Raw genomic sequence first — 24,190 nt, forward strand, 5'->3', positions numbered from 1 at the left:
CCTCCGTCGTCGGGCACCGCTGCCGACGACGAAGGTGAGCCGCACGGTGAGCGGCGGGAGGAGCGAGGGGCGCCGGTCGTGGCGGGCCTGGCGGAGGCCGCGAGGCACGAGCGGCCGGATGGTAGACCGGCGCCCCTTGCTCCGGACGGCGCGGCAGCGAGGCCGCGACGTCGTCAACTCACAGCATGCAGCTGACGCAACCCTCCACCTCGGTCCCCTCCAGGGCCATCTGGCGGAGACGGATGTAGTAGAGCGTCTTGATGCCCTTGCGCCACGCGTAGATCTGCGCGCGGTTGACGTCGCGGGTCGTCACGGTGTCCTTGAAGAACAGCGTGAGGCTCAGGCCCTGGTCGACGTGCTGCGTCGCCGCGGCGTAGGTGTCGATGATCTTCTCGTACCCGATCTCGTACGCATCCTCGTAGTACTCGAGGTTGTCGTTCGTCAGGTACGGCGCCGGGTAGTAGACGCGGCCGATCTTGCCTTCCTTGCGGATCTCGATCTTCGACGGCACCGGGTGGATCGACGACGTCGAGTTGTTGATGTACGAGATCGAGCCGGTCGGCGGGACGGCCTGGAGGTTCTGGTTGTAGATCCCGTGCTCCATGACAGAGGCCTTGAGGGCCTTCCAGTCGTCCTGCGTGGGGATGTGCACGCCGGCGTCGGCGAAGAGCTGGCGCACGCGGTCGGTCTCCGGCGCCCACACCCCGTCGGTGTACTTGTCGAAGTACTCGCCGGTCGCGTACTTCGAGTCCTCGAAGCCGGCGAACGCGCGCCCGCGCTCGATCGCGAGCCGGTTGGAGGCCGCGATCGCGTGGTAGGCGACCGTGTAGAAGTAGATGTTCGTGAAGTCCACGCCCTCGGTGGAGCCGTAGTGGATCCGCTCGCGCGCGAGGTAGCCGTGGAGGTTCATCTGCCCGAGACCGATGGCGTGCCCCCCCTCGTTGGCGCGCTTGATCGAGGGGACGGACTCGATGCTCGTCTGGTCCGAGACGGCCGTGAGCGCGCGGATCGCGGTGTCGATCGACTTCGCGAAGTCGGGCGAGTCCATCGTCTTCGCGATGTTCAGCGAGCCGAGGTTGCACGAGATGTCGCGGCCGACGTGCTCGTACGAGAGGTCCTCGTTGAACGTCGACGGCGTCGAGACCTGGAGGATCTCGGAGCACAGGTTCGAGTGGGTGATGCGGCCCTTGATCGGGTTCGCCCGGTTCACCGTGTCCTCGAACATGATGTACGGGTAGCCGGACTCGAACTGGAGCTCCGCGATGGTCTGGAAGAAGTCGCGCGCCTTGATCTTCGTCTTGCGGATGCGCGAGTCGTCGACCATCTCGTCGTACTTCTCGGTGACGGAGATGTCGGCGAACGGCACGCCGTAGACGCGCTCGACGTCGTACGGCGAGAAGAGGTACATGTCCTCGTTCTTCTTCGCGAGCTCGAACGTGATGTCCGGGATCACGACGCCGAGCGACAGCGTCTTGATGCGGATCTTCTCGTCGGCGTTCTCGCGCTTGGTGTCGAGGAACCGCAGGATGTCCGGGTGGTGCGCGTGCAGGTACACCGCGCCCGCGCCCTGGCGCGCGCCGAGCTGGTTCGCGTAGGAGAAGGAGTCCTCGAGCAGCTTCATCACGGGGATGACGCCGGACGACTGGTTCTCGATGTGCTTGATCGGGGCGCCGTGCTCGCGGATGTTCGACAGGAGCAGGGCGACGCCGCCGCCGCGCTTGGAGAGCTGCAACGCGGAGTTGATGCCGCGCGCGATGGACTCCATGTTGTCCTCGATGCGCAGCAGGAAGCAGGACACGGGCTCGCCGCGCTGCGCCTTGCCGACGTTGAGGAACGTCGGGGTCGCGGGCTGGAAACGACCCGAGATGACCTCCTCGACGATGTCGAGAGCCTGCTGCTCGTTGCCGTCGGCCAGGCCAAGCGCGACCATGCAGACGCGGTCCTCGAAGCGCTCGAGGTAGCGCTTGCCGTCGAACGTCTTGAGCGTGTACGACGTGTAGTACTTGAACGCGCCGAGGAACGTCTCGAACCGGAACTTCTTGGAGTACGCGAACTCGAACAGCGACTTCACGAACGCGCGGTCGTACTTCGCGAGGACCGCCGGGTCGTAGTACTTGTTCTCGACGAGGTAGTCGAGCTTCTCCTGCAGGTCGTGGAAGAAGACCGTGTTCTGGTTGACGTGCTGCAGGAAGTACGCGCGTGCGGCCTCGCGGTCCTTGTCGAACTGGATCTCGCCGTCCGGGCCGTAGAGGTTGAGCATCGCGTTGAGCGCGTGGTAGTCGAGCTGCGCGCTCGACAGCGACACCTTCTGCGGCGCCAGCGCGACGTCGCCCGTCCCTGCGCTCTCGGAGATCACGCCGGAATCTGTGACTGTCGTTGCCAAAATCGTCCCAATCCGTCGCGGACGCGCGCGGCGTCCTCGGCTGTTCCCAGGAGTTCGAAGGCGTACAGGTAGGGCACCTGGCACTTCGCGGAGATGATGTCGCCGGCGATGCAGTACGCCTCGCCGAAGTTGGTGTTGCCCGCAGCGATCACGCCGCGGATCAACGACCGGTTGTGGACGTCGTTCAAGAACTTCACGACCTGACGCGGGACGGCCCCGCCCTCGTTGCCGCCCCCGTAGGTCGGGACCATGAGCACGTACGGCTCGTCGACCCGCAGGAACCCCTCGGTGGGTCGCGTCGGGATGCGCCGCACGTCGATGCCGATGCCCGGCAGGTCGAGCCGCTGGACGAACCGGCGCGTGTTCTCGCTGACGCTGGAGAAGTAGACGAGCGACCCCATGGGGACCGCACCTCCGTCCTGCTGTGCTCGCGAGCTGCTGTCCTGCTGCCGGGCGGCTCACGCCGGCCCGGCGGTGCCGGACGGACCGTCCCGGTCCGTCCGGCCGCTCGTCGTCAGGCGACGACCGGAGAGACCTTCTGCGCGAGGGCGTTGATCTGGTCGGGACGGAAGCCCGACCAGTGCTCGTCGCCGGCCACGACCACGGGCGCCTGCAGGTAGCCGAGCCCGCGCACCAGCTCGAGCGCCTCGGCGTCCTGGCTGATGTCCACGACGGTGTACTCGACGCCCTTCTTGTCGAGAGCGCGGTACGTCGCGTCGCACTGAACGCAAGCCGGCTTGCTGTAGACCGTGACGCTCATGGTGGTGACTCCTCGCTTCTCGTCCTGGGCCCGGTCCTCGGGGAGGGAGAAGACTCTCTGACCTCGAAGGACACCGCTGGAACTACGTCTGTGTGATTCCCCGGAGAGCCTTCGCCCCCTGGGTGTGCAACCACTATACCTAGGGGTTCGGACACTGCCACCCCACTACATGTCGTGTCTGAACTTCACCCAGCCGAGTGTGGTACTAGCCATGGGTCCATGGTCCCAGGCCCCTCTGACACGCCTTTCCACACCCCGTCATCCACCGCTCCAGACGGTGGAGAACGGCGTGGTGACGCGCCTGGCGCGACGTCGTCCACAGGGTGGGGACGACGTCGATCCACACCCTGTGCAGGCCGGTGGGCACCCCCTCCGCGACCCCGACGCGCCGTCCCGGAGTGCCCCCAGAACGCACCAATCCGGGCACGCTGCCCGCAGAACTCGTCGGCGTGTCGCGCTCCCTCGGCGTGTCGCGCTCTCCCGCACGACAACTCGGATCTGCGACATACATCACCCCGCACGCGCACGAGGTCAGCCGGCGAGTGACCGCGCCCCTCCCAGCCGCGGTTCTACCTCGCCGACCCCGGCTCTACTCCGCCGACCACGGCTCTACCTCGCCGACCACGGCTCTACCTCGGCAGGTGAGCCGAGAGACGAGCGGGCGGGCCGGAGCGGGCGGGGTCGCGGGTCGTGGTGGGTCTGGCGGGAGGCCGCGAGGAACGAGCGGCCGGATGGTAGACCCGCGACCCCGCCCGCGGAGGCCCGCCCACGCAGGCCCGCCCGCGAAGGTCCGCCCGCGGAGGCCCGCCCGCGGACCCAGCACACCGACCGACGCACGCGAAGAGCCCGCCCCCGACGTATGTCGAGGACGGGCCCTGCACGACGGGTCAGGCGGTCTCGTCGACCCCCGCCAGCACGTTCGACGTCGCGAGCCGGCGGTACCAGTGCGCGGAGTCCTTCCACGTGCGCTCGAGCGTCTCGTAGTCGACGCGGATGATGCCGAAGCGGCGGTCGTAGCCGTACCCCCACTCGAAGTTGTCGAGCAGCGACCACGCGAAGTACCCGCGCACGTCCGCGCCGGCGTCGATGGCGGCACCGACGGCGTCGACGTGGTCGTGCAGGTAGGCGACGCGGCGGTCGTCGTGCACGCGCTGGGTCCCGTCGGGCGCGACGGTCACCTCGTCGTCGAACGCGGCGCCGTTCTCGGTGACCATGAGCGGCTGGTCGGGGTAGGTCGTCGCGACGGACACGAGGAGCTCGGTCATGCCGGCGGGCTCGATGTTCCAGCCCATGGCCGTGTAGGGGCCGGGCTGCTGGACGAACTCGACGTCGGTGACCCCGATCCACGGGCTGTGGGTCGACGCGCCGTGGCCGTCGTTCTCGGCCCGCTCGCCCGTGCCGTCGTAGTGGCGCACGCGCACGGTCGAGTAGTAGTTGATGCCGAGGATCGAGACCGGCTGGCGCACGAGCTCGAGGTCACCGTCCTGCACGAACGACCAGTCGGTCACGTGGGCGGTGTCGGTGAGCAGGTCCGCCGGGTACGCCCCGTCGAGGATGGGTCCGAGGAACGCGCGGTTGGCGAGCGCGTCGATCTTGCGCACCGCGTCGAGGTCGTTCGCGTTCGCGGGGTCGTCGGGCCGGATCACGTGCAGGTTCAGCGTGACGGACGTCTTGACGTCCTCGCCGAGCTCGTCGCGGATCGCCGCGACGGCGAGGCCGTGGGCGAGGTTGAGGTGGTGCACGGCCGCGAGCGCCGCCGCGGGCTCGGTGCGGCCGGGCGCGTGCACGCCGGAGCCGTAGCCGAGGTACGCGGAGCACCAGGGCTCGTTGAGCGTGGTCCAGGTGTCGACGCGGTCGCCGAGCTCACGGGCCATGTGGCGGGCGTACTCGGCGAAGGCGTACGCGGTGTCGCGGTTGGCCCAGCCGCCCGCGTCCTCGAGCTCCTGCGGGAGGTCCCAGTGGTAGAGCGTGACGACGGGCTTGACGCCCTTCTCGAGGAGCGCGTCCACGAGGCGCGAGTAGAACGCGACGCCCTCGGGGTTGAGCGGTCCGGTGCCGCCGGGCTGCACGCGCGACCAGGAGATGGAGAAGCGGTACGCGCCGAGACCGAGGTCGGCGATGTGCTGCACGTCCTCGGCCCACCGGTGGTAGTGGTCGTCGGCGACGTCGCCGGTGTCGCCGTTGAGGATGCGGCCGGGGGTGTGGGAGTAGGTGTCCCAGATGGACGGGGTGCGCCCGCCCTCGGCGGCGGCCCCTTCGATCTGGTACGAGGCGGTGGCGGAGCCCCAGACGAAGTCCTGGGGGAACGCGCGGCCCGACGGCGCGGCGTCGGGGTGGGTGCCGGGCGTGGCGCCGGCGGGACGGGTGGGGGTGTCGGTCGTCACGAGATCCTCGCTGATCGGGTGTGCCAGGGCCTGGGCGGCCCCGACGGCGGGCGATGGAAGACCGGCGTGGTAGCGCTTCCACGCCGGTCTTCCCAGGGTACCTCGGTCAGGGCAGTGCGAGCGTCAGCGACCCGGGACCGGCGGCTGCCGCGGTCACGCCGTCGGCCTCCACGGACCAGGCGCCCGGGGCGTCGTCGGACGTCACCGTGAGCGACCGGCCGTCTCGCCGGACGCGGAACGTGGCCGAGGCGCCGCCCGGCCGCGGGACGACGACGTCGCTCTCGTGCCCGTCGGGCAGCGCGAATGCCCGGAGCGTGACGCCGTCCGCCCAGTCGTACTCCGGCGCGTCGTCGCGCGCCCCGACGGGAAGCACGGAGCCCGCCCGCACGAGCACCGGGAGGGAGTCGAAGCCGTGGGTCTCGGTGACCCACCGCGGTCCGGTGACCGTGGCCGGGAGGGTCCCCGCAGGACCGTCCGGTGCGCCGTCGACGAGCCGCGTCCACGTGCCCTCGGGGACGTAGTACTCGACCTGTCCGTCGGCGCGGAACACGGGGGCGACCAGCAGCGCGTCCCCGAGCATGTACTGCGTGTCGACGAGGGCCGCCGTGCGGTCCGCGGGGTGCTCCAGCACCATCGGGCGCATGACGGGCACGCCGTCGGTGTGCGCCTCCTCGCCGAGCCGCGCGAGGTAGGGCATGAGCGTCATCTTGAGCCGCGTGAACCGTCGCGTGACGTCGACGGCCTCGTCGTCGAACGCCCACGGGACGCGGTAGGAGTCGGAGCCGTGCAGGCGTGAGTGCGACGACAGCATGCCGAAGGCGACCCAGCGCTTGAACACCGCCGGGTCGGGCGTGCCCTCGAAGCCGCCGATGTCGTGGCTCCAGTACCCGAACCCGGACAGCGCGAGCGACAGACCACCGCGCAGCGACTCCGCCATCGCCACGAACGTCGACTCGCAGTCGCCGCCCCAGTGCACGGGGAACTGCTGCCCGCCCGCGGTCGCGGACCGCGCGAAGAGGACGGCCTCGCCGCTCCCCCGCTCCTGCTCGAGCACCTCGAACACGGCCTCGTTGTACAGGTGCGTGTAGTAGTTGTGCATGCGCTGCGGGTCGGAGCCGTCGTGCCACACGACGTCGGTGGGGATGCGCTCGCCGAAGTCCGTCTTGAAGCAGTCGACACCCTGCCGCAGCAGACCGCGCAGCTTCTCCTGGTACCAGGCCCGCGCCTCGGGGTTGGTGAAGTCGACGAGCGCCATGCCCGCCTGCCACAGGTCCCACTGCCAGACATCGCCCGTCGGCGTGGTCACGAGGTAGCCGCGCTCGCGCCCCTCGTCGAACAGGTGCGAGCGCTGCGCGATGTACGGGTTGATCCACGCGCTGACGCGCAGCCCCCGCCCGCGCAGTCGCGCGAGCATCCCCTCCGGGTCCGGGAAGGTCTTCGGGTCCCACACGAAGTCGCACCAGTGGAACTGGCGCATCCAGAAGCAGTCGAAGTGGAAGACGCTCAGCGGGATCTCGCGCTCCGCCATCCCCTCGACGAAGCTCGTGACGGTGGCCTCGTCGTAGTCGGTCGTGAACGACGTCGAGAGCCACAGCCCGTACGACCACGCCGGGACGCGCGCGGGCCGGCCGGTCAGGGCCGTGTAGCGGCGCAGCACGTCCTTGGGCGTCGGGCCCTGGATGACGTAGTACTGCAGGGCCTGGCCCTCGACGGAGAACTGGGCGCGCGAGACGACCTCGGTCCCGAGCTCGAACGACACCCGCTCGGGGTGGGCCACGAGCACGCCGTAGCCCTTGCTGCTCAGGTAGAACGGCACGTTCTTGTACGCGAGGTCGCTCGCGGTCCCGCCGTCCTCGTTCCACACGTCGACGCTCTGGCCGTTCTTGACGAACGCGCCGAACCGCTCCCCGAGGCCGTAGAGGTGCTCCCCCACGCCGAGCGCGAGCTGCTCGTGGACGTGCGAGCGCCCGTCGGCCGTCGTCGCGATCCCGATGCTGCGGTCGAGCGACGACGTGAGCACCGCGCCGTCGGCCTCGAAGTCCACGTGCCACGGGCCGTCGGTCCGCACGCGCGCGGTGAGCCCGCCCGAGGTGATCGTCGCCTCGGGGGCCCCGATGAGCTCGGGGAGGGCGACCTTCGCGCCGGCCGTCGAGCGCTCGATGCCGAAGTGCGGGCCGTGGTCGCGACGACCGCGGTGGTGCTCGATCCGGACGCCGACCACGCCTTCCGCCGGGGCGTCGAAGGTCACGGTGACGACCGGCTGGTTGAGGGTGTCCCCGCGCGACGCGACGACCGCCGTGGGCGCGTGCACGACGAGGCGCTCGCCCTCGTCGACGACCTCGTCGATCGAGCGCGGGCGCAGCATGCTGACCCCGGGTCGCAGCTGCCAGTACCCGTCGGTGAACTTCATGGCGTCCTTTCGGTGGGGTGGTCGACCAGAGCGGCGACGTCGTGCGCGGCGAGGCGCACGGCGTCGTCGACCGGGCGCCCGGTGAGGAGGTCGAGGAGATGACCACCGACGGGCACGGTGACCGGCCCGGTGGTGTGGTTGAGCACGAAGAGCACGTCGCCGCGGCGCACGACCTCGACTCCGGGGGCGTCGTCCGCCGCGGGGAGGACGGGCGCGACGCCGGCGCGGTCGAGAGCGGCACCCAGGACGTCGCCGAGAAGTCCCTCGTCGGGGACGGTCGCGACGTACCAGGCCTCCCCCGCCCCGTGCACGTGCCGGGTCACCGCGGGGCCGCCGGCGAGGTGCCCGTCGGCGAACGTCGCGAGCACGGTCGCACCGTCCGTCTCGAGGAGCTCGCCGAGCACCCGGGCGCGCGGGTCACCCAGAGCGCTTGCGTCACCGGGCGATAGGACGACGCCGGTGGGCAGGTCCGCCGCGACGTCGAGCCCGACACCGCCGTCGGGCAGCGGGACCCACTCCTCCCCGCTGACGCCGAGGACGTCGCGCAGGAGCGCCGGGAACCGACCGGTGCGCACGTGCGCGTTCTCGTCCGCGACGCCGGTGAACGGCCCGACGACGAGCGTCGCGCCGGCGTGCGCCGCCGCGCGCAGCGCGGAGGCCCCGGCCTCGTCGAGGAGGTAGAGCTGCGGGACGAGCACGGCCCGGTAGCCGGAGACGTCGCGCCCGGCCGGGACGAGGTCGCACGCGACGCCGCGCGCCCACAGCACGCGGTACCAGCGGCGCACCTGCTCGAGCGCGTCGAGGCGGTCCGTGGGGCGGGCGACCTCGCCGCTCGCCCACCACGAGGGCCAGTCGACGACGACGGCGACGTCCGCCTCGACCCGTCCCCCGACGACCGGCGCGAGCCGGGCGAGGTCGGCGCCGAGGCGCCGGACGCCGCGGTGCAGGCGGGTGTCGGGACCGGCGTGCGGGAGCATCGCCGAGTGGAAGCGCTCGGCGCCGCTCCGCGACGCGCGCCACTGGAAGAAGCACACGCCGTCCGCGCCCCGCGCGACCGCCTGGAGCGACTCGAGCCGGGAGCGCTCGGGGGACTTCGGGAGGTTGTGCGGGCGCCAGCTCACCGCGCTCGTCGCGGACTCCATGAGCAGCCAGGGCGCGCCGTCGCCCAGCGAGCGCATCAGGTCCTGCGTGAGCGCGGCGTCGGCCGGTGCGCGCGGGTCGCCCGGGTCCGGGTACGCGTCGTCCGCGACCACGTCGACGTCGTCGGCCCACGTCCACGGGTCGATGCCCGGGAAGAAGCCCATGAAGTTCGTCGTCACGGGACGCTCGGCGTCGTACGTGCGGATCAGGTCGCGCTGCTCGCGGTAGAGCGCGAGGAGCTGGTCGGAGCAGTACCGCCGCCAGTCCAGCGCCTGCGAGGGGTTGACGTGGTAGACCGTGCGGCGCGGGGGCACGATCTCGGACCAGTCGCCGTAGTGCTGCGACCACACGGTCGTGCCCCATGCCGCGTTGAGCGCCTCGACGGTGCCGTAGCGCCGCTCGAGCCAGGCACGGAACGCGGCGGCCGACTCGTCGCCGTAGCAGACCTGGCCGAACTCGTTGCCGACGTGCCACATGCGCACCGCAGGGTGCGCGGCGTACCGGGCGACGAGCGCGTCGGTGATCGCGAGCGCGTGCTCGCGGTAGACGCGCGACGCCGGGCTGAACTGGTTGCGCGACCCCGCGACGAGGCGCACGCCGTCCGGGTCGACCGGCAGCGTGTCGGGGTGCAGGACGCCGAGCCACGGCGGCGGCGAGGCCGTGGGTGTCGCGAGGTCGACGCCGACGCCGTGCTCGTCGAGCACGTCGAGCACCTCGTCGAGCCACGCGAAGTCACGGACTCCCGGCGACGGCTCGTAGCGGGCCCAGGAGAAGACGCCCACGGTCACGAGGTTCACGTGCGCCTCGCGCATGAGCCGCGCGTCCTCGCGCCACACGTGCGCGGGCCACTGCTCCGGGTTGTAGTCGCCCCCGAAGCGGATCCCGTCTGTCGTGAGATCGGCGAACCCCCCGCCGCGCGGGGACGCGTGGATCGCGTTCGTCGGCACCGTCGCCTACCTCCGTCGTGTCTCACAGCGACGTGGCAGGGCGCCATCGTCGAAGCGTTTCAACACGCTAGCCTGTGACGTGCACCCTTGTCCAGGACACCGGCAGGCGATCACGAGGATCACCCGTCGACCGAGACGTCGTCGTCCCGAGCCGACCTCGAAACGGTGCCATCGTCCCGACCACCAGAGGATCTGCCCATGAACGGCGCCGTCTCCGACCGCCTCCCGCCAGGCCCCGACCATCCGCTACGGGGCCCGGCCGACGGCCCCGCTCCGGCACGGTCGCATGCCTCGCCTATCGAAGCGCTTCCCTCGATCGTCGTCCGCCACGGCGAACCCGGCACCGGACGGCCGGCCGTGCGCACGCACCGACGACCGCGGCCCGCCGCCCCGAGCGCCGCGCCAGGCGCTACGGTGTCCCCCGAGCGGTCGCGCGGTCGAGCCGGTCTCGACCGCCGCGATCCCGTCAGCTGAGGAGAAGCAGTGGCCACCATCGAGGACGTCGCACGGACGGCCGGGGTCTCCGCGTCGACCGTCTCCTACGTGCTGTCGGGCAAGCGCAGCATCTCGGCCCCCACGCGCCGCCGCGTCGAGAAGGCGATCCAGCAGCTCGGGTACCGGCCGCACGCCGGCGCCCGTGCCCTCGCCTCGTCCCGGACCAACGTCCTCGCCCTCATGGCGCCGCTGCGCGCCGGCGTCGACGTCAACGTCATCATGCAGTTCGTCTCGGGCGTCCTCCTGCGCGCCCGCGAGCACTCCCACGACGTCCTGCTGCTGACCCAGGACGACGTGTCGGGCGCCGAGCGCGTCGGTTCCGGGTCGATGGTCGACGGCATCGTCGTCATGGACGTCGAGGCGCACGACGAGCGGCTCCCGAGCCTCGCCCGGCTGCGCCAGCCCGCGGTCCTCATCGGGCTGCCGGCCGACCCGGGCACCCTCAGCTGCGTCGACCTCGACTTCGAGGCCGCCGGTCGGCTCGGCCTCGAGCACCTCGCCCGCCGGGGACACCGCCGGGTGGCGTTCCTCGGGCCGCCGCCCGAGGTCGTCGCGCGCCACACCTCGTACGCCGACCGCGTGCTGCGCGGGTTCACGGTCGCCGCTCGCGACGAGGACGTGCACGCCCGCACGGTCGAGACCCCGACGACGCGCGACGGTGTCGTCGCGTCCGTCGACGCGCTGCTGGAGCAGGAACCGGACCTCACCGCCCTCCTCGTGCACAACGAGGCCGCGCTGCCCCACGTCCTCGCCCGCCTCGCGGAGCTCGGCCGCCGCGTGCCCGACGACCTCTCGGTCGTGACCATCAGCCCGGCCGACGTCGCGGCCGCCCAGATCGTGCCCGTCACGGGGATCGACATCCCGGCGGAGCGCATCGGCCACGTCGCGGTCGACATGGTCATGGCGCGCATCGAGGACGACGAGCCCGCCGAGACCCGGCTGCTGACGCCGGTCCTCACCGAGCGCGGGTCGACGCGCGCTGCCCCCTGACGCGGCGCGGGTCGACGCGCGCTGCCCGCCGTCGCGGGCGGGCCACGACGAGAGGCCGACCGGAGGGCGCAGGGTGTGCGCCGTCCGGTCGGCCTGTCGGTCCACGCTCAGCCCTTGATGGCGCCGAAGATCACGCCCTTCGTGAAGTGGCGCTGCACGAACGGGTAGACCAGGAGGATCGGCACGACGGCGAGCACCATGATCGCCATCTTCACCGGCAGGCCCGTGACGGCGCCCGTCGCGACGTCGACCTGACCCGTGCCGCTGCCCGGGAGCGTGACGCCCTGCAGGACGTACGAGCGCAGGACGAGCTGCAGCGGCCACTTCGCGTTGTCGTTGATGTAGAGCATCGCGTTGAAGAACGCGTTGAAGTAGCCCACCCCGTAGAACAGCGCGACGACGGCGATCGCCGCCTTCGACATCGGGGCGACGATCTGCCCCATGATCCGCCAGTCCCCCGCCCCGTCGATCCGGGCCGCGTCCGTGATGGACGCGTCGATGTTCATGAAGAAGTTGCGCAGGATGAGGACGTTGAACGCCGAGACCGCCCCCGGGAGGATGAGCGCCCACAGGCTGTCGATGAGGCCCAGGTTGCTCACGAGCAGGTACGTCGGGATCATGCCGGCGCCGAAGAACATCGTGATGAGGAAGACGAACAGGATCGTCCGGTGCCCCAGGCTCGACGGCCTCGAGAGCCCGTACGCCGCGAGGACCGACACGACCGTGGAGAGCACCGTGCCGATCGTCGTGACGACGATCGAGACCATCGCCGCCCGCGTCACGATGCCGCCGGAGAGGATCTGCTGGTAGGCCGCCGTCGTGAAGTCGCCGGGGACGACGACCATCCCGCCCGACCGGTTGATGTCGGCCTGCGTCGAGAACGACGTGAGGACGACCGTGTAGAGGGGGAAGAGGACGACCAGCACGATGAGGAGGAGAGCCAGCCCCTTGCCGGCCTGGCCGAGCGGGCTCGGCGTGCCCTCCCACGCCGCGCGGTGCGGCGAGCGCCGCTGACGACGGCGGCCCGACGCCGGCGGTGCCGGGAACGGCACCGCGTCCGGGTGGCTCAGGGGCCCTTGCCCCGTGTCGTTGGTGATGCTCATGACTTCTTGTACACCCCTGCCTCACCGAAGACGTGCGCGAGCTTGTTCGCGCCGAGGACGAGCGCGAGCGAGACGAGACCCTTGACGAGACCCGCTGCCGCGGCGAAGGCCCAGTCGCCGTTCACGACGCCCTGGTAGTAGACGAACGTGTCGATGACCTCGGACACCTCGGCGCCGACCGCGGCCCGCTGCAGGATGAGCTGCTCGAACCCGACCGTGAGCGCGTCACCCAGGCGCAGGATGAGCAGCAGGATGATCGTCGGCCGCAGCGCGGGCAGCGTGATGTGCCACGTGCGGCGCATCCGGCCCGCACCGTCCATCGCCGCCGCCTCGTGGAGCGCCGGGTCGACCGTGCTCAGGGCGGCGAGGAAGATGATGATCCCCCAGCCCGCGTCCTTCCACACCGACTGCATGGTGATGAGGACGAGGAAGGTGTCCGGGTTCGTCATGAGGTCGAACCCGGCGTACCCGTGCTCGGCGAGCACCCGGTTCAGGAGCCCGGCACCGCCGAAGATCTGCTGGAAGATCGTCACGACGAGCACCCACGAGAAGAAGTGGGGCAGGTAGACGATCGACTGGATCGTCGTCCGGATCGCGGGCGTGACGACGCTGTTGAGCAGGAGCGCGAGCGCGATGGGGATCGGGAAGTAGAAGACGAGCTGGAAGGCCGTGATGGCGAGCGTGTTGCCCACCGCCTCGAGGAACAGCGGGTTCGTGAAGACCCGCTCGAAGTTCCACCAGCCGACGAACGGCGAGTCGAGGATGCCGACGTAGGGCGAGTAGTCCTGCCACGCGATGACGTTCCCGAGCATCGGGACGTAGGCGAACACGACGAGCAGGAGCACGCCCGGCAGCGTCATGAGGAGCAGGGACCGGTCGCGGCGCAGCCGCGCCCGCCACGACAGACGACGCTGCCCGGCAGTGTCCGGTCGGCCCGGTCGGGCCGGCCGTGCCGTGCGGGCCCTCCGGCCCGGCGTCGCCGCCGGGCCGGAGGGGTCCGTCGTCGCCGCGTCCGCGCCGGGCGCGTCGGTGACGTCGGAGATCTTGGTGCTCACAACGGGCTCACTCGCCGTCGGTCTCGGCCGACCCGCCGTCGAGGATCTCCTGGTAGTACGCGCGCAGCTCCTCACCGCCCGAGGTCCGCCAGGTCTCGACGGCAGCGTCGAGGTCGTCGAGCGACTTGCGCCCGCGGGCGATGTCCTTCTCCAGGTCCTCGAACGGCTGGCCCAGCGACGCGTACTGCGCCGGCTCGGTGATCTGCATGCCGTAGAAGAGCGGCTCGTCGACGTACGGCGCGGCGTCGGCCATCCAGGTGGTGAAGTCCTCGACGAAGCCCGGGTACTGGACCTTCGCGTTCACCATGGGCGGGCCGACGAGGAAGATGTACGACGGCTGGACCTCGGTCGCCGCGAGCTCGGTGGCGACGGGGAGACGGTTCTCGTCGAGCGTGTAGTGCACGTCCTCGACGCCGTAGTTGACGAGCTGGTACTCGGCGGTGCCGAAGGGCGAGGCGAGGAAGTCGGCCGCGGAGAGGAGCTCCTCGATCGCGCCCTCGGTGTCGGTCTTCTTGAGGTACGAGCACATGCTCGCGGCGCCGCCCTTGAAGATCTTCGGCTCGCCGCCGTCGGCCGCGATGAGCGGGAGGGGCTGCTGGGAGAACTCGGGGTTCGACGGCAGGTTGCGGCCGAGCGCCTCGTGCCACGCGCCCACGCCGTCCGAGGTCACGAGGACCTGGCCGGACTCGAACCGCTCCTTGCCGTCGCCGGACTCGGCGACCGCGTCCGGGTGCACCGCACCGGACGCGTAGAGCGTGGAGATCCACTCGAGGGCGTCGCGGTACTCCTGCGTCTCGACGCGGTGCACGAGGTTGCCCTCCTCGTCCTGCGTCCACTTCGGCACGACGGAGAACATCTGCGTCGCGAGGATCCACAGGTCGTTGCTGCCCCACTGCCGCGCGTCGGCGTCGGTGAGCGACGAGACGAACTCGAGCGCCTCGTCGGCGTTCGTCGGGAGCTCCGTGCCCTCGGGCAGGAGGTCTGCCCGGTAGAACGTCGCGTCGTTGACGAGCTCGCCCGGCAGCGGCAGGCCGTAGAGCTTGCCGTTCCACATGCACGCGCGCCAGGCGTCGGTGGGGATGTTGGCGAGGTTCGGGTAGTCCTCGACCTTGTCGCCCGCGAGGTACGGGGTGAGGTCGGTGAAGATCGTGTCGACCGCCTGGCCGAAGCGCGGCGGGACGTTCCACGACGGGATGGTGACCCAGTCCGCGACGTCCTTCGGCGAGGCCAGGACGGCGGCGAGCTTGTCCCCGTAGGTGTTGCCGTCGGAGATCTGGAACGTGAGGTCGGTGCCGATCGCCTCGTTGACCGCGTCGAAGTACTCGTTGCCCTCGGTCGGCGGGATGGTCCCCCACAGCGGCGTCATCACGGTGTACGAGCCACCGGAGCCGGGCGGGGAGTCGAAGACCTGCACGAACTCCTCGGGCACCGTCTCGAAGCCGGCCGTCGAGCCCTCGACGCTCGGGAAGTCCGGCTCGACGTACTCGACCGGGACGTGGTTCGGGAGCGCGGCGTCGTTGCCCACCTGCTGGTCGGGGTCGGCGACGTTGCCGCCACCGCCTCCGCCGCTGCACGCTGCCGTGAGTGAGATCGCTCCCACAGCAGCGAAGACGGCGCTCCAGCGCCGGCCGTTTCCGTGCCTGAATGCCCTCATCGACGTCGCACTCCTTCGTGACCTCGGGAGGGCTGCCGCTCTGCCGCCCTCCGGTGCCCGGGCCCCCGGGCCGCCTCGACATGCTCGGTGATGTCGAAGCGCTTCAACGGAGAGTACGGGCTGCCTCGGCCCAGTGCAAGACTCGCCAGGTCACCGTCCGGTCTCGATACCACTCCCGCTTCCAGCGTCCGCACCTGTGGCACCATGGGCCGGATGCGTCGCACGGTCGCGACGCGGCGTCGAACCGTTTCGAACGGTTTTTCGACGTGAACCCGCTGCCAGGAAGGACGATGCCGTGCCGCCCGAGGCGATCACCGACGTACCCCCGTACCTGCGCGAGGAGCTGCCCGTCCCGGTGCGGGCGGCAGACCTCCTCGAACGCCTCACCCCCGGCGAGCGGCTCGCCCTGCTGCACCAGCACGCACCGGCCGTCGACCGCCTCGGGCTCGCCCCGTTCCGCACCGGCACCGAAGGCCTGCACGGCGTGTCCTGGCTGGGCACGGCGACGGTCTTCCCCCAGCCGGTCGGCCTCGCGGCCACGTGGGACACCGAGCTGCTACGCCGGGTCGGCGAGGCCGTCGGCACCGAGGTGCGCGCCAAGCACGCGGCCGACCCGACCGTGAGCCTCAACGTGTGGGCCCCCGTCGTCAACCCCCTGCGGCACCCGCGCTGGGGCCGCAACGAGGAGGGCTTCTCCGAGGACCCGCACGTGACGGCCTGGCTCGCGAGCGCCTACGCGCGCGGCCTGCGCGGGGACCACCCGCGCGTGTGGCGGACGGTCCCGACCCTCAAGCACTTCCTCGCCTACTCCAGCGAGACCGACCGCGCCGTGACGAGCTCGCACGTCCCGCTGCGCCTCCTGCACGAGTGGGAGCTGCCGGCGTTCCGCGGCCCGCTCGCCGACGGCACGGCCGGCGCGGTCATGCCCGGCTACAACCTCACGAACGGGCGGCCCAACCACGTCGCGCGCGGGCTCCTCGACGAGCTGCGCTCGTGGACCGACGGCTCGATCGCCGTGGTCTCCGACGCCGCCGCACCCACGAACCTCGTCGTCGGGGAACGGTACTTCCCGGACCACGTCGCCTCGCACGCCGCGTCGCTGCGCGCCGGCGTGGACTCCTTCACGGACAACGACGCGGACCCGCACCTCACGCTCGAGCGCCTGCGCGTCGCGCTCGAACAGGGGCTGATCACGCCGGACGACGTCGACCGTGCGGCGCTGCGCGTCCTGGAGCTGCGCCTGCGCACGGGCGAGCTCGACGTCGCGGACGACCCCTGGTCGGCGATCGGCGCCGACGCGATCGACGTGCCCGCCCACCGGGCGCTCGCGCGCGAGGCCGTCGCGCGGTCCGTCGTCGTGCTGCGCAACGACCCCGCGGGGTCCGGCGTGCCCGCGCTGCCGCTCCCGGCGGCTCCGGCGCGGGTCGCGGTCGTCGGCCCGCTCGCCGACCGCGTCCTGCACGACTGGTACTCCGGGACCCCGCCGTACACGACGTCGGTCGCCGCGGCCGTCGCCGCCCGCTACCCCGACGCGGAGGTCGTCGTCGCGGACGGCGCCGACCGCGTCGCGCTGCGCTCGACCACCACGGGCGCCTACCTCGAGGTCGGCGACGACCCGGCCGTCGTCACCGCGAGCTCCGGGACCGCGGGCCCGGGCGCCCACCTCGACGTCACGGACTGGGGCGACGGCGTGCTCACGCTGCGCTCGGTGGCGACCGGCCGGCTGCTCAGCGGGGCGTCGTGGATCGTGTCGGCCGACGCCGAGCGCGTGGGCGGCTGGGTCGTCCAGGAGAGCTTCCGGCGCCACCTGCACGACGACGGCACGTGGTCGCTCCAGCACGTCGCCTCCGGCCGGTGGCTGCGCGTGCAGCACGGCTCGGGCCTGCTCGTCGCGGAGGCGTCCGGGCCGCACGGGGCGGAGCGCTTCGTCTGGCGCACGGTGCGCGCCGGCCACGAGGCGGTCGCGCAGGCGGCGCACGGCGCGGACACCGTGCTCGTCGTCGTGGGCAACGACCCGCACCTGGCGGGCCGCGAGACCGAGGACCGCCCGCACCTCGCGCTGCCGTCGGCGGCCGAGGAGGTGTGGCGCGCGGCGCGGGACGTCAGCGAACGTGCCGTGCTCGTCGTCGTCTCGAGCTACCCGTACGTGCTCGGTCCTGCGACGCAGGACGCCGCCGCGGTCGTCTGGTCCTCGCACGGCGGCCAGGAGCTCGGCCCCGGGCTGGTCGACGTGCTGAGCGGCGACGCCGAGCCGTCGGGTCGCCTCGCGCAGTCGTGGCCGGCCGACGCGGACCAGCCCGGTCCCCTGCTCGAGTACGACGTCCAGGGCGCGGGGATGACATACCGGTACGCGGACGGCGAGCCGGCGTTCGCGTTCGGGCACGGTCTGACCTACTCGCACGTCACGTACGCGGCGGTCGCGCTCGACCGCGACCGCGTCGACGCCCCCGCCGGCTGGTCGGCGCGCACGGTGCCGGACGCCGGGCGGGTGGTGGCGCGCGTCGTCGTGCACAACGACGGCGACCGCCCCGCGGAGGAGCTGGTCCAGCTCTACGCCCTCGCCCCCGCAGGCCTGCCGGTGCCGGCGCCCCGGCGCGTGCTCGTCGCGCACGCGCGCGTGCGCCTCGACGCCGGCGAGCGCCGGGAGGTCGCGCTCGCCGTCGACCTCGCGCGCCTCGCGGTGTGGGACGTGACGGCGACCCCGGCCGACGAAGGGCTCGCCGGCCTGCTCGCCGACGCCGACCCCGACCTGCACGTCGGGGCGTTCCGCGTGCAGGCGGCCGACTACGTCCTCGCGGCGGGCCCGTCGAGCGCCGAGCTCCCCGTCCGCGCGACGCTGCGGGTCGACGGCGCCGACCCCGCTCCCCGTCGCGGCCCGGGCCTGCGCCTCCCGGCGCACGCGTTCAGCGCCTACGAGGGTGTCGTCACCGCCGAGAGGACCGCCGAGGCGGGCTGGGCCGTCGACGTGGCGCCAGGACGGCACGCGGGGTGGGTCGCGTTCGACCGGGTGGACCTCACCGGGGTCGGGGCGGTCGTGCTCGACGTCGCCCGGACCGGTCCCGGTGCGGCACGTCCGGTACAGGTCGAGGTGCGGGCGTCGGGCACCGACGAGGCGTGGGTCCCGCTCACGGCGGTCGATCCGGGCCGGGTCGCCGGGGACGACGGCGACACCCCGGTGCGCCACCGGTGGCACGAGGTCCCGGGCAGCATCGACGTCCGGACGGACGCGCGGTCCGACGCGCTGGCCGGGACCTACGACGTGCGCGTCGTGGTGCCCGCAGGCGTGCGGCTCGGGGCGGTCCGCTTCCCGGGCACCGGGTCGGACGCCTGACCCGGACGGGCGGGAGCCGTCAGGCGCGACGTGCCGGGAGGGACGCACGTCCCTCCCGGCACGCCGGTCAGGCGTCTGTGACGTCCGCCCCGCCGCGCAGGACGCGCCGGACGCGCAGGTCGGCGTCCGTCACGACGACGTCGGCGCATCGGCCGGCGACGAGCCCGCCGACGTCGTCGCGCCCGAGCACGTGCGCGGGCGTCCAGGACGCCGCTCGCACGGCGTCGACGAGGGGCACGCCCGACGCCACCGTCTCGCGCACCACGTCGAGCAGGTGGAAGGTCCCGCCCGCGATCGCGCCGCCGTCGGTCAGGCGTGCGACGCCGCCCCCGACGGTGACGCGCATCGGCCCGAGCTCGTAGGCGCCGTCGGCCATCCCGGCGGCGGCCATGGCGTCGGTGACGAGCGCGACGGCGTCCGGACCGGTCACCGTCCCGTCGTCGACGCCCGCGCCGACGAGGTCGACGACGCTGCGGGTCGTCCCGGGCGCGAGGTGCGTGCCGTCCGCGACGAGCTCGACGACCATCTCCCCTCGAGCCGCGGCAGCGAGGCACGCGGCGATCGGGCCCGGCTCACGGTGGTGGAGCGGGCGCATGCCGTTGAAGAGGTGCGTCGCGGTGAGGCGCGCGGTCGGGCGTCCGGCCGCGGCGAACGCCGAGCGGGCTCTGGCTATCGCCGCGTCGGTCTGCTCGGTGCTCGCGTCCGTGTGCCCGATCGACGGCACGGCGCCCACCTCGACGAGCGTCTCGATCACCCCGCCCGGCCCGTCGACGCCCGGCACCTCGGGGGCGACCGTCATCGTCCGCAGGTGGCCCCGCGCGGCGGCCGCGAGCGCGCGGACGAGGCCGGGGTCGCCGTCGAGCATGTCGTGCGGGTTCTGCGCGCCGCAGCGCACCACGGACAGGAACGGCCCTTCGAGGTGGATCCCGGCGATCTCACCCGCGTCCGCGAGCTCCGCGAGTGTCGCGACCCGTGCCAGCAGCACGTCGCGGGGCGCGGTGACGAGCGACGCGACGAGGGTCGTCGTGCCGTGGCGCAGGTGCTCGCGCGCGGCGACGCGCGCCTCGTCGGCGCTGGTGGCGTCGGGAAAGCTGGCCCCCCCGCCGCCGTGGTCGTGCAGGTCGACGAGGCCGGGCAGGACCGTGGCACCGGCGACCGGGCTCGTGTCCCCCGCGAACCCCGCCGCCGCGGCGTCCGCACGCGCGCCGACCCAGGCGATGCGCTCGCCCGCCACGACCACGACGCCGTCGTCGAGGACCCCGTCCGGGGTGACGACCCGACCGCTGAGGAGGATCGGGACGGGGCGCTCGTCCGGACGCTGCGCGGGGTGCTCGTGAGCCATGCCGCCATTGTGGCGCACTTCGTACACCCGGCGCACAAACTCGTCGGTCAGGCGCCGCGAGACCGCAGGAGCCGGGCGGCACCGCGTCCGAGGTGGCCCGCGAACAGGCGCTGGAACGTCGGGATCGCCCAGGAGATAGGGCGCAACCACCACAGCACGGGCCTGCTGAACACCTCGACGCGCCACCACAGGTCCCCCGCGTCGTCGCGCTCCACGGCGAAGAGCTCCTCCCCGACGAACGCGTGACCGGGGAGCGTCCCGTAGCCGAACGCGACACGGTCCTCGCCGCGCTCGACCCACACGACCTCGCAGCACTCGCGCAGCACGAGGGGTCCGACGCCGAGCAGCGTGGTCACCCGACCACCGGGAGCCGCCACGGGAGCGTCGGTCTCGACCCGGACGTGCGCCGCCGCGTGGACCTGCCACGCGAGGAGCTGCTCCCCGAGCCACGCGAGGTCCTGCGGCGGGTGCGCGCGGCGCGACAGCCGTCGGCGCACCGTGAGGTACCGGTAGCCCGCGGGGCGGTCCCCCGTGCGCGTCGCCCCGACCTCGGGGTAGGTGAAACTCATCGTGTCCTCCGGGTGTCTGCCCCGTCGGGGGCGGGATGGTCCGTCGCGCGGTCGCGGACGAGCAGGCGCAGCCCGAGCAGGCTGCACAGCACGAACCCCAGCGCGTTCGCGACGCCGTGCGTCGCCGCCATGACGTCGAGGCTCGGGTGCGGAAGGTCGAGCGCCTCGCCCGCGGCCCACCACACGGCGAGCAGCATCGACAGCGCGACGACGACGGCGCCGCCCCCGACGAGCGCCCGAGGCGCGCGGTGCGGTCCGCCCCACCCCGAGCGGCCCGTCGGGTCCGGGGCGGGACCGGGCGCTGCGGTGCCGGCCGGGGACGCGGCGGGGGCGGGCACCGCCGCGAGCGACCGCACGGTCGCGAAGGCGGTGGCCCAGAGCGCGGCGGTGAGCACGAGCGCGCCGACGAGCTCGGCGGCGTCACCGACGAAGTAGCCGACGAGGACGAGGAGCGTGCCGACCGGGACGCCCCACGCGCCGACGACGGCGCCGGCGTCGTCGGGCGCGAGGTGCGCGACCGTCCCCGCCACGAGCGCCGCGCCGAAGCCCGCGTAGAGCATGTGCGGGACGGTCAGCGCGAGGTAGGTCCCCGAGAAGCCGAGCAGCCCCCAGCCCGCCCGCTCCGCGACGAGCGCGCTCGCCCCGACGGCCGGCGTCGCGAGCGCGACGGCGGTGGCACAGTCCGCACCGAGACCCGCCCACCGGCGTGACCGGGCAGGCCGACGCACCGCGGCGACCGCGACGCGGACGGCGGCCACGAGCAGCACGGCGGTCGCCGCGGCGAACGCCGAGGCGAGCACCACCGCCGCGGGGCCGCGCGGCAGCGCGAGGCTCACCGCGCCCGCCAGACCGGCCAGCGGCCACGCGACGCTGCGCGGCGCGGGCACCGTCGGCGCGCCGAGCAACCGCAGCCCCAGCGGGAGCACCACGACCATGCCCACCACGACGAGCGCCGTCACGACCAGCGCACCACCCGCGCTCATGCCGTCACCACAGTGCCGCCGGCGCTCGTGCCTGCACGACCCGTGCCGCCGGCGCTCGTGCCTGCACGACCCGTGCCGCCACCGCTCATGCCTGCACCACCCGTGCTGCCAGCACTCATGCCTGCACCGCCGTCTCGCGGGCGCCCATGCCAGGCCCCGCGACGCCGGGGTGGACCGACCGCACGAGGCGCAGCGCGTCGTCGACCACCCCGCGCGCGACCGGGAGCCGGGCGAGCCGGACGACGTTCCCGACGAGCCCCGATCCCCCGGCCACGAGCCGGCGCGTGCGGGCGAAGCCCGGCGAGGTGTCGTGGACCCAGAACAGCGTGACGCCCAGCTGGGCGAGCCACAGCAGCTCCGGCAGATCGGCCCGCAGCCGCGCCGGGACTGCCGGCTCGGCCCCGGCCACGACGGCCTCGAACAGCTCGCGCGACTGCTCGCGGGCCGCTGTCGACGCGCCCGAGAACGGGCTCGCGTCGGAACCGGGCCGGATCGCCACGGACACGAACTCCGCGCCGAAGGCGTGGAACGGCGCGAACGCGTCGACCGACGCACCCCAGACGCCGCGCAGCCGCTCGGCGAGAGTGCCGCCGGCCGCCAGGACAGGAGCGGCGAGGGCCGCGTGCTCCCGCTGCACGTCCAGGTAGAGCTCCTGGACGAGCGCGTCCTTCGACGGGAAGTGGTAGTACGCGTTCCCCGTGCTCACCCCGGCCTCGACAGCGATCGCCCGCATCGTCGTGCGCTCGTACCCGACGTCGCGCAGCATGCGGATCGCCACCTCGCGCACGTGCGCCCGCGTCCGCTCCGACTTGGCCGTCGACCCGCTCATCGCCGCGCCCCAGCCATCATTCTGAACATGTTCAAAACCTACCAGACGGCAAGAGCCTCCCCCACCGCGAAGATCGAGACGCAAGACACGAGCCGCCGAGCGACGAAGGCGACCAGCGACGAAGGCGACCACCGACGAGGGCGGACGGGACGGGTTCCGGCGGGTCGTGGCGGGTCTGGTGGGAGGACCCGAGGAACGAGGGTCCGGATGGTAGACCCGCCGGGACCCGTCCCGTCCGCCCACCCGACCACCACCACGACCACGGCCACCGCGACCCCGCCGCGAACCGGACCACGGCTCAGAAGAGGCGCGAGTCCACGTCGTCGACGCCCCGCATCGCGTCGTAGTCGAGGACGAGGCACCCGATACCCCGGTCCGTCGCCAGGACCCGGGCCTGGGGCTTGATCTCCTGCGCCGCGAACACCCCGCGCACCGGTGCGAGCAACGGGTCGCGGTTGAGCAGCTCGAGGTAGCGCGTGAGCTGTTCGACGCCGTCGATGTCACCACGCCGCTTGATCTCGACCGCGACCGTCGCCCCCGTGGAGTCCTTGGCGAGGATGTCGACGGGCCCGATCGCCGTCGGGTACTCGCGACGCACGAGGGTGTGTCCGCCGCCGAGGAGCTCGATCTGCGCCGCGAGCATCTCCTGGAGGTGGGCCTCGACGCCGTCCTTGACGAGTCCGGGGTCCACGCCGAGCTCGTGCCGGCTGTCGTGCAGGACCTCGTAGAGCTCGATCTCGAGCCGGTCGTCGCTCTTGGCGTGCTGGACGGCCCAGACCTCGCTGACGCCGCGCTCGCGCGCCTCGTCGCTGGGCTCGCTCGTGGCGAGCGAGCACGGCGGGCTCATCCAGTTCAGCGGCTTGTACGAACCGCCGTCGGAGTGCAGGAGCACGCTCCCGTCGGCCTTGACGAGGAGCACGCGCGTCGCGAGGGGCAGGTGGGCCGACAGCCGGCCCGTGTAGCGGGCGGAGCAGCGGGCGACGACGAGGCGCATGGGGCGGCGGGTCCTCCGGGGTGGGGGTCGAGCGTGGGCGAGGTCAGACGACGACGTCGCGCCGGCCCGGCGGGGCGGCCTCGAGCCAGGAGGCGAGGCCTTCGTACGCACCACGGGACATCGACAGCTCGAAGTCCTGGCCCTGGTAGCGACAGCGCACGAGGTACGTGTCGGGGCGGGACTCGACGGTCGTCAAGGGCTCGCGGCCGGTGATGAGCAGGTCGTGACGCGACCACGTCCGGGCGGGGCGCAGCGAGAGCGACCAGGAGCGCCACCAGTCGATGCGACCGACGCCGTAGTGCGCGATCCCGAGGGTCCACGACCCGTCCCCGCCCGCCGGGCGGGCGCCGCACTCGAACGAGCCGACGCGGTGCGAGAGCGCGCGCAGACGGAACGCTCCCAGCCCGGCCACCATCAGGACCGCGAGAAGCAGTCCGAGGGCGATCCAGGCGGGGAGCGTCATGGTCGGGCGGTCCCGGTGGTCAGCGGTTCGAGACGGACTCGACGGAGTCCGCGACGATCGTCACGTGGTTCGAGTCCACCGAGATGAACCCACCGGTGACGTGGACCTCGACGGGAGCACTCCCCTGGCCACCCTTGATCCGGACCTGGCCCTCGCGCAGGACCGAGAGCAGCGGCGAGTGGTCCGCGAGGATGCCGATCTCGCCGTCCGCTGCGGGTGCGCTCACCTGCTGCGCGGTGCCCGACCAGATCTTGCGGTCTGCCGACACGAGATCGACGTTCAGCTCTGCCACTGCAACTCCTCCATGCCCGGCACTCGGTCCGGATCGGGTCCGGACGCCGTCCCGGCGCTCCGTGGC

At 72.7% G+C, this 24,190-nt stretch carries 18 protein-coding genes; 2 read left to right on the forward strand and 16 right to left on the reverse strand.

Translation table 11 applies throughout. From position 1 onward, the window contains the following. Nucleotides 1-178 precede the first annotated feature (178 nt). The 6 genes from nrdE to V5D56_RS17825 all read right to left on the reverse strand — a co-directional run bounded on the left by nrdE (nt 179) and on the right by V5D56_RS17825 (nt 10,024). Nucleotides 179-2,320: a class 1b ribonucleoside-diphosphate reductase subunit alpha gene (nrdE, locus tag V5D56_RS17800; RefSeq protein WP_435739070.1), complete on the reverse strand. Its 2,142-nt coding sequence runs from the start codon at nt 2,318-2,320 to the stop codon at nt 179-181. 32 nt (nt 2,321-2,352) lie between these two features. Continuing rightward, the gene (gene nrdI / locus V5D56_RS17805) at nt 2,353-2,784 is read right to left on the reverse strand and encodes a class Ib ribonucleoside-diphosphate reductase assembly flavoprotein NrdI (protein WP_435736604.1); all 432 of its coding nucleotides are present in this window, start codon (nt 2,782-2,784) and stop codon (nt 2,353-2,355) included. Nucleotides 2,785-2,897: 113 nt separating this feature from the next. Further along, nucleotides 2,898-3,143 carry a glutaredoxin-like protein NrdH gene (nrdH, locus tag V5D56_RS17810; RefSeq protein WP_154798230.1) on the reverse strand — a complete coding sequence of 82 codons (246 nt, stop codon included), beginning with the start codon at nt 3,141-3,143 and terminating at the stop codon, nt 2,898-2,900. An 887-nt stretch (nt 3,144-4,030) separates the two neighbouring features. After that, on the reverse strand, nt 4,031-5,527 hold the full coding sequence (locus V5D56_RS17815) for a GH1 family beta-glucosidase (RefSeq protein WP_435736605.1): 1,497 nt from the start codon (nt 5,525-5,527) through the stop codon (nt 4,031-4,033). Nucleotides 5,528-5,633: 106 nt separating this feature from the next. Further along, nucleotides 5,634-7,937: an alpha-xylosidase gene (gene yicI / locus V5D56_RS17820; RefSeq protein WP_435736606.1), complete on the reverse strand. Its 2,304-nt coding sequence runs from the start codon at nt 7,935-7,937 to the stop codon at nt 5,634-5,636. Next, a complete protein-coding gene (locus tag V5D56_RS17825) occupies nt 7,934-10,024 on the reverse strand; it encodes a beta-galactosidase (RefSeq protein WP_435736607.1) in 2,091 nt (696 codons plus the stop codon). The genes yicI and V5D56_RS17825 overlap by 4 nt, the downstream gene beginning before the upstream one ends. Nucleotides 10,025-10,507: 483 nt before the next feature. On the opposite strand from V5D56_RS17825, the gene V5D56_RS17830 reads away from it, so the two are divergent. Beyond that, nucleotides 10,508-11,509, forward strand: coding sequence for a LacI family DNA-binding transcriptional regulator (locus V5D56_RS17830; RefSeq protein WP_435736608.1), 1,002 nt, complete (start codon nt 10,508-10,510; stop codon nt 11,507-11,509). Between the two features lie 107 nt (nt 11,510-11,616). Here V5D56_RS17830 and V5D56_RS17835 read toward each other — a convergent pair whose 3' ends face one another. The 3 genes from V5D56_RS17835 to V5D56_RS17845 are packed head-to-tail and all read right to left on the reverse strand — an operon-like array spanning nt 11,617 to nt 15,267. Then, nucleotides 11,617-12,612 carry a carbohydrate ABC transporter permease gene (locus V5D56_RS17835; protein ID WP_435736609.1) on the reverse strand — a complete coding sequence of 332 codons (996 nt, stop codon included), beginning with the start codon at nt 12,610-12,612 and terminating at the stop codon, nt 11,617-11,619. After that, entirely contained in the window at nt 12,609-13,667 is a 1,059-nt protein-coding gene (locus tag V5D56_RS17840) for an ABC transporter permease (protein WP_435736610.1), read from the reverse strand. The genes V5D56_RS17835 and V5D56_RS17840 overlap by 4 nt, the downstream gene beginning before the upstream one ends. Nucleotides 13,668-13,674: 7 nt before the next feature. Continuing rightward, nucleotides 13,675-15,267 (reverse strand): extracellular solute-binding protein, encoded by a 1,593-nt coding sequence (locus V5D56_RS17845; RefSeq protein ID WP_435736611.1) that lies wholly within the window; start codon nt 15,265-15,267, stop codon nt 13,675-13,677. Between the two features lie 349 nt (nt 15,268-15,616). On the opposite strand from V5D56_RS17845, the gene V5D56_RS17850 reads away from it, so the two are divergent. Then, nucleotides 15,617-18,652: a glycoside hydrolase family 3 C-terminal domain-containing protein gene (locus V5D56_RS17850; protein ID WP_435736612.1), complete on the forward strand. Its 3,036-nt coding sequence runs from the start codon at nt 15,617-15,619 to the stop codon at nt 18,650-18,652. Nucleotides 18,653-18,719: 67 nt separating this feature from the next. Here V5D56_RS17850 and V5D56_RS17855 read toward each other — a convergent pair whose 3' ends face one another. The 7 genes from V5D56_RS17855 to V5D56_RS17885 all read right to left on the reverse strand — a co-directional run bounded on the left by V5D56_RS17855 (nt 18,720) and on the right by V5D56_RS17885 (nt 24,124). Further along, nucleotides 18,720-19,994, reverse strand: a complete 1,275-nt coding sequence (locus V5D56_RS17855) for an N-acetylglucosamine-6-phosphate deacetylase (RefSeq protein WP_435736613.1) — start codon at nt 19,992-19,994, stop codon at nt 18,720-18,722. Between the two features lie 47 nt (nt 19,995-20,041). Then, nucleotides 20,042-20,563, reverse strand: coding sequence for a DUF1990 family protein (locus V5D56_RS17860; protein ID WP_435736614.1), 522 nt, complete (start codon nt 20,561-20,563; stop codon nt 20,042-20,044). Continuing rightward, a complete protein-coding gene (locus tag V5D56_RS17865) occupies nt 20,560-21,546 on the reverse strand; it encodes a YndJ family transporter (RefSeq protein ID WP_435736615.1) in 987 nt (328 codons plus the stop codon). The genes V5D56_RS17860 and V5D56_RS17865 overlap by 4 nt, the downstream gene beginning before the upstream one ends. A 115-nt stretch (nt 21,547-21,661) precedes the next feature. Beyond that, nucleotides 21,662-22,375: a TetR family transcriptional regulator gene (locus V5D56_RS17870; RefSeq protein ID WP_435736616.1), complete on the reverse strand. Its 714-nt coding sequence runs from the start codon at nt 22,373-22,375 to the stop codon at nt 21,662-21,664. 298 nt (nt 22,376-22,673) lie between these two features. Beyond that, on the reverse strand, nt 22,674-23,369 hold the full coding sequence (gene nucS / locus V5D56_RS17875; RefSeq protein ID WP_435736617.1) for an endonuclease NucS: 696 nt from the start codon (nt 23,367-23,369) through the stop codon (nt 22,674-22,676). Between the two features lie 43 nt (nt 23,370-23,412). Beyond that, a complete protein-coding gene (locus tag V5D56_RS17880; protein ID WP_435736618.1) occupies nt 23,413-23,832 on the reverse strand; it encodes a DUF2550 domain-containing protein in 420 nt (139 codons plus the stop codon). 19 nt (nt 23,833-23,851) lie between these two features. Beyond that, the gene (locus V5D56_RS17885) at nt 23,852-24,124 is read right to left on the reverse strand and encodes a F0F1 ATP synthase subunit epsilon (RefSeq protein WP_435736619.1); all 273 of its coding nucleotides are present in this window, start codon (nt 24,122-24,124) and stop codon (nt 23,852-23,854) included. Nucleotides 24,125-24,190 lie beyond the last annotated feature (66 nt).

It is taken from the genome of Cellulosimicrobium sp. PMB13, assembly GCF_051294865.1.
GTDB lineage: Bacteria > Actinomycetota > Actinomycetes > Actinomycetales > Cellulomonadaceae > Cellulosimicrobium.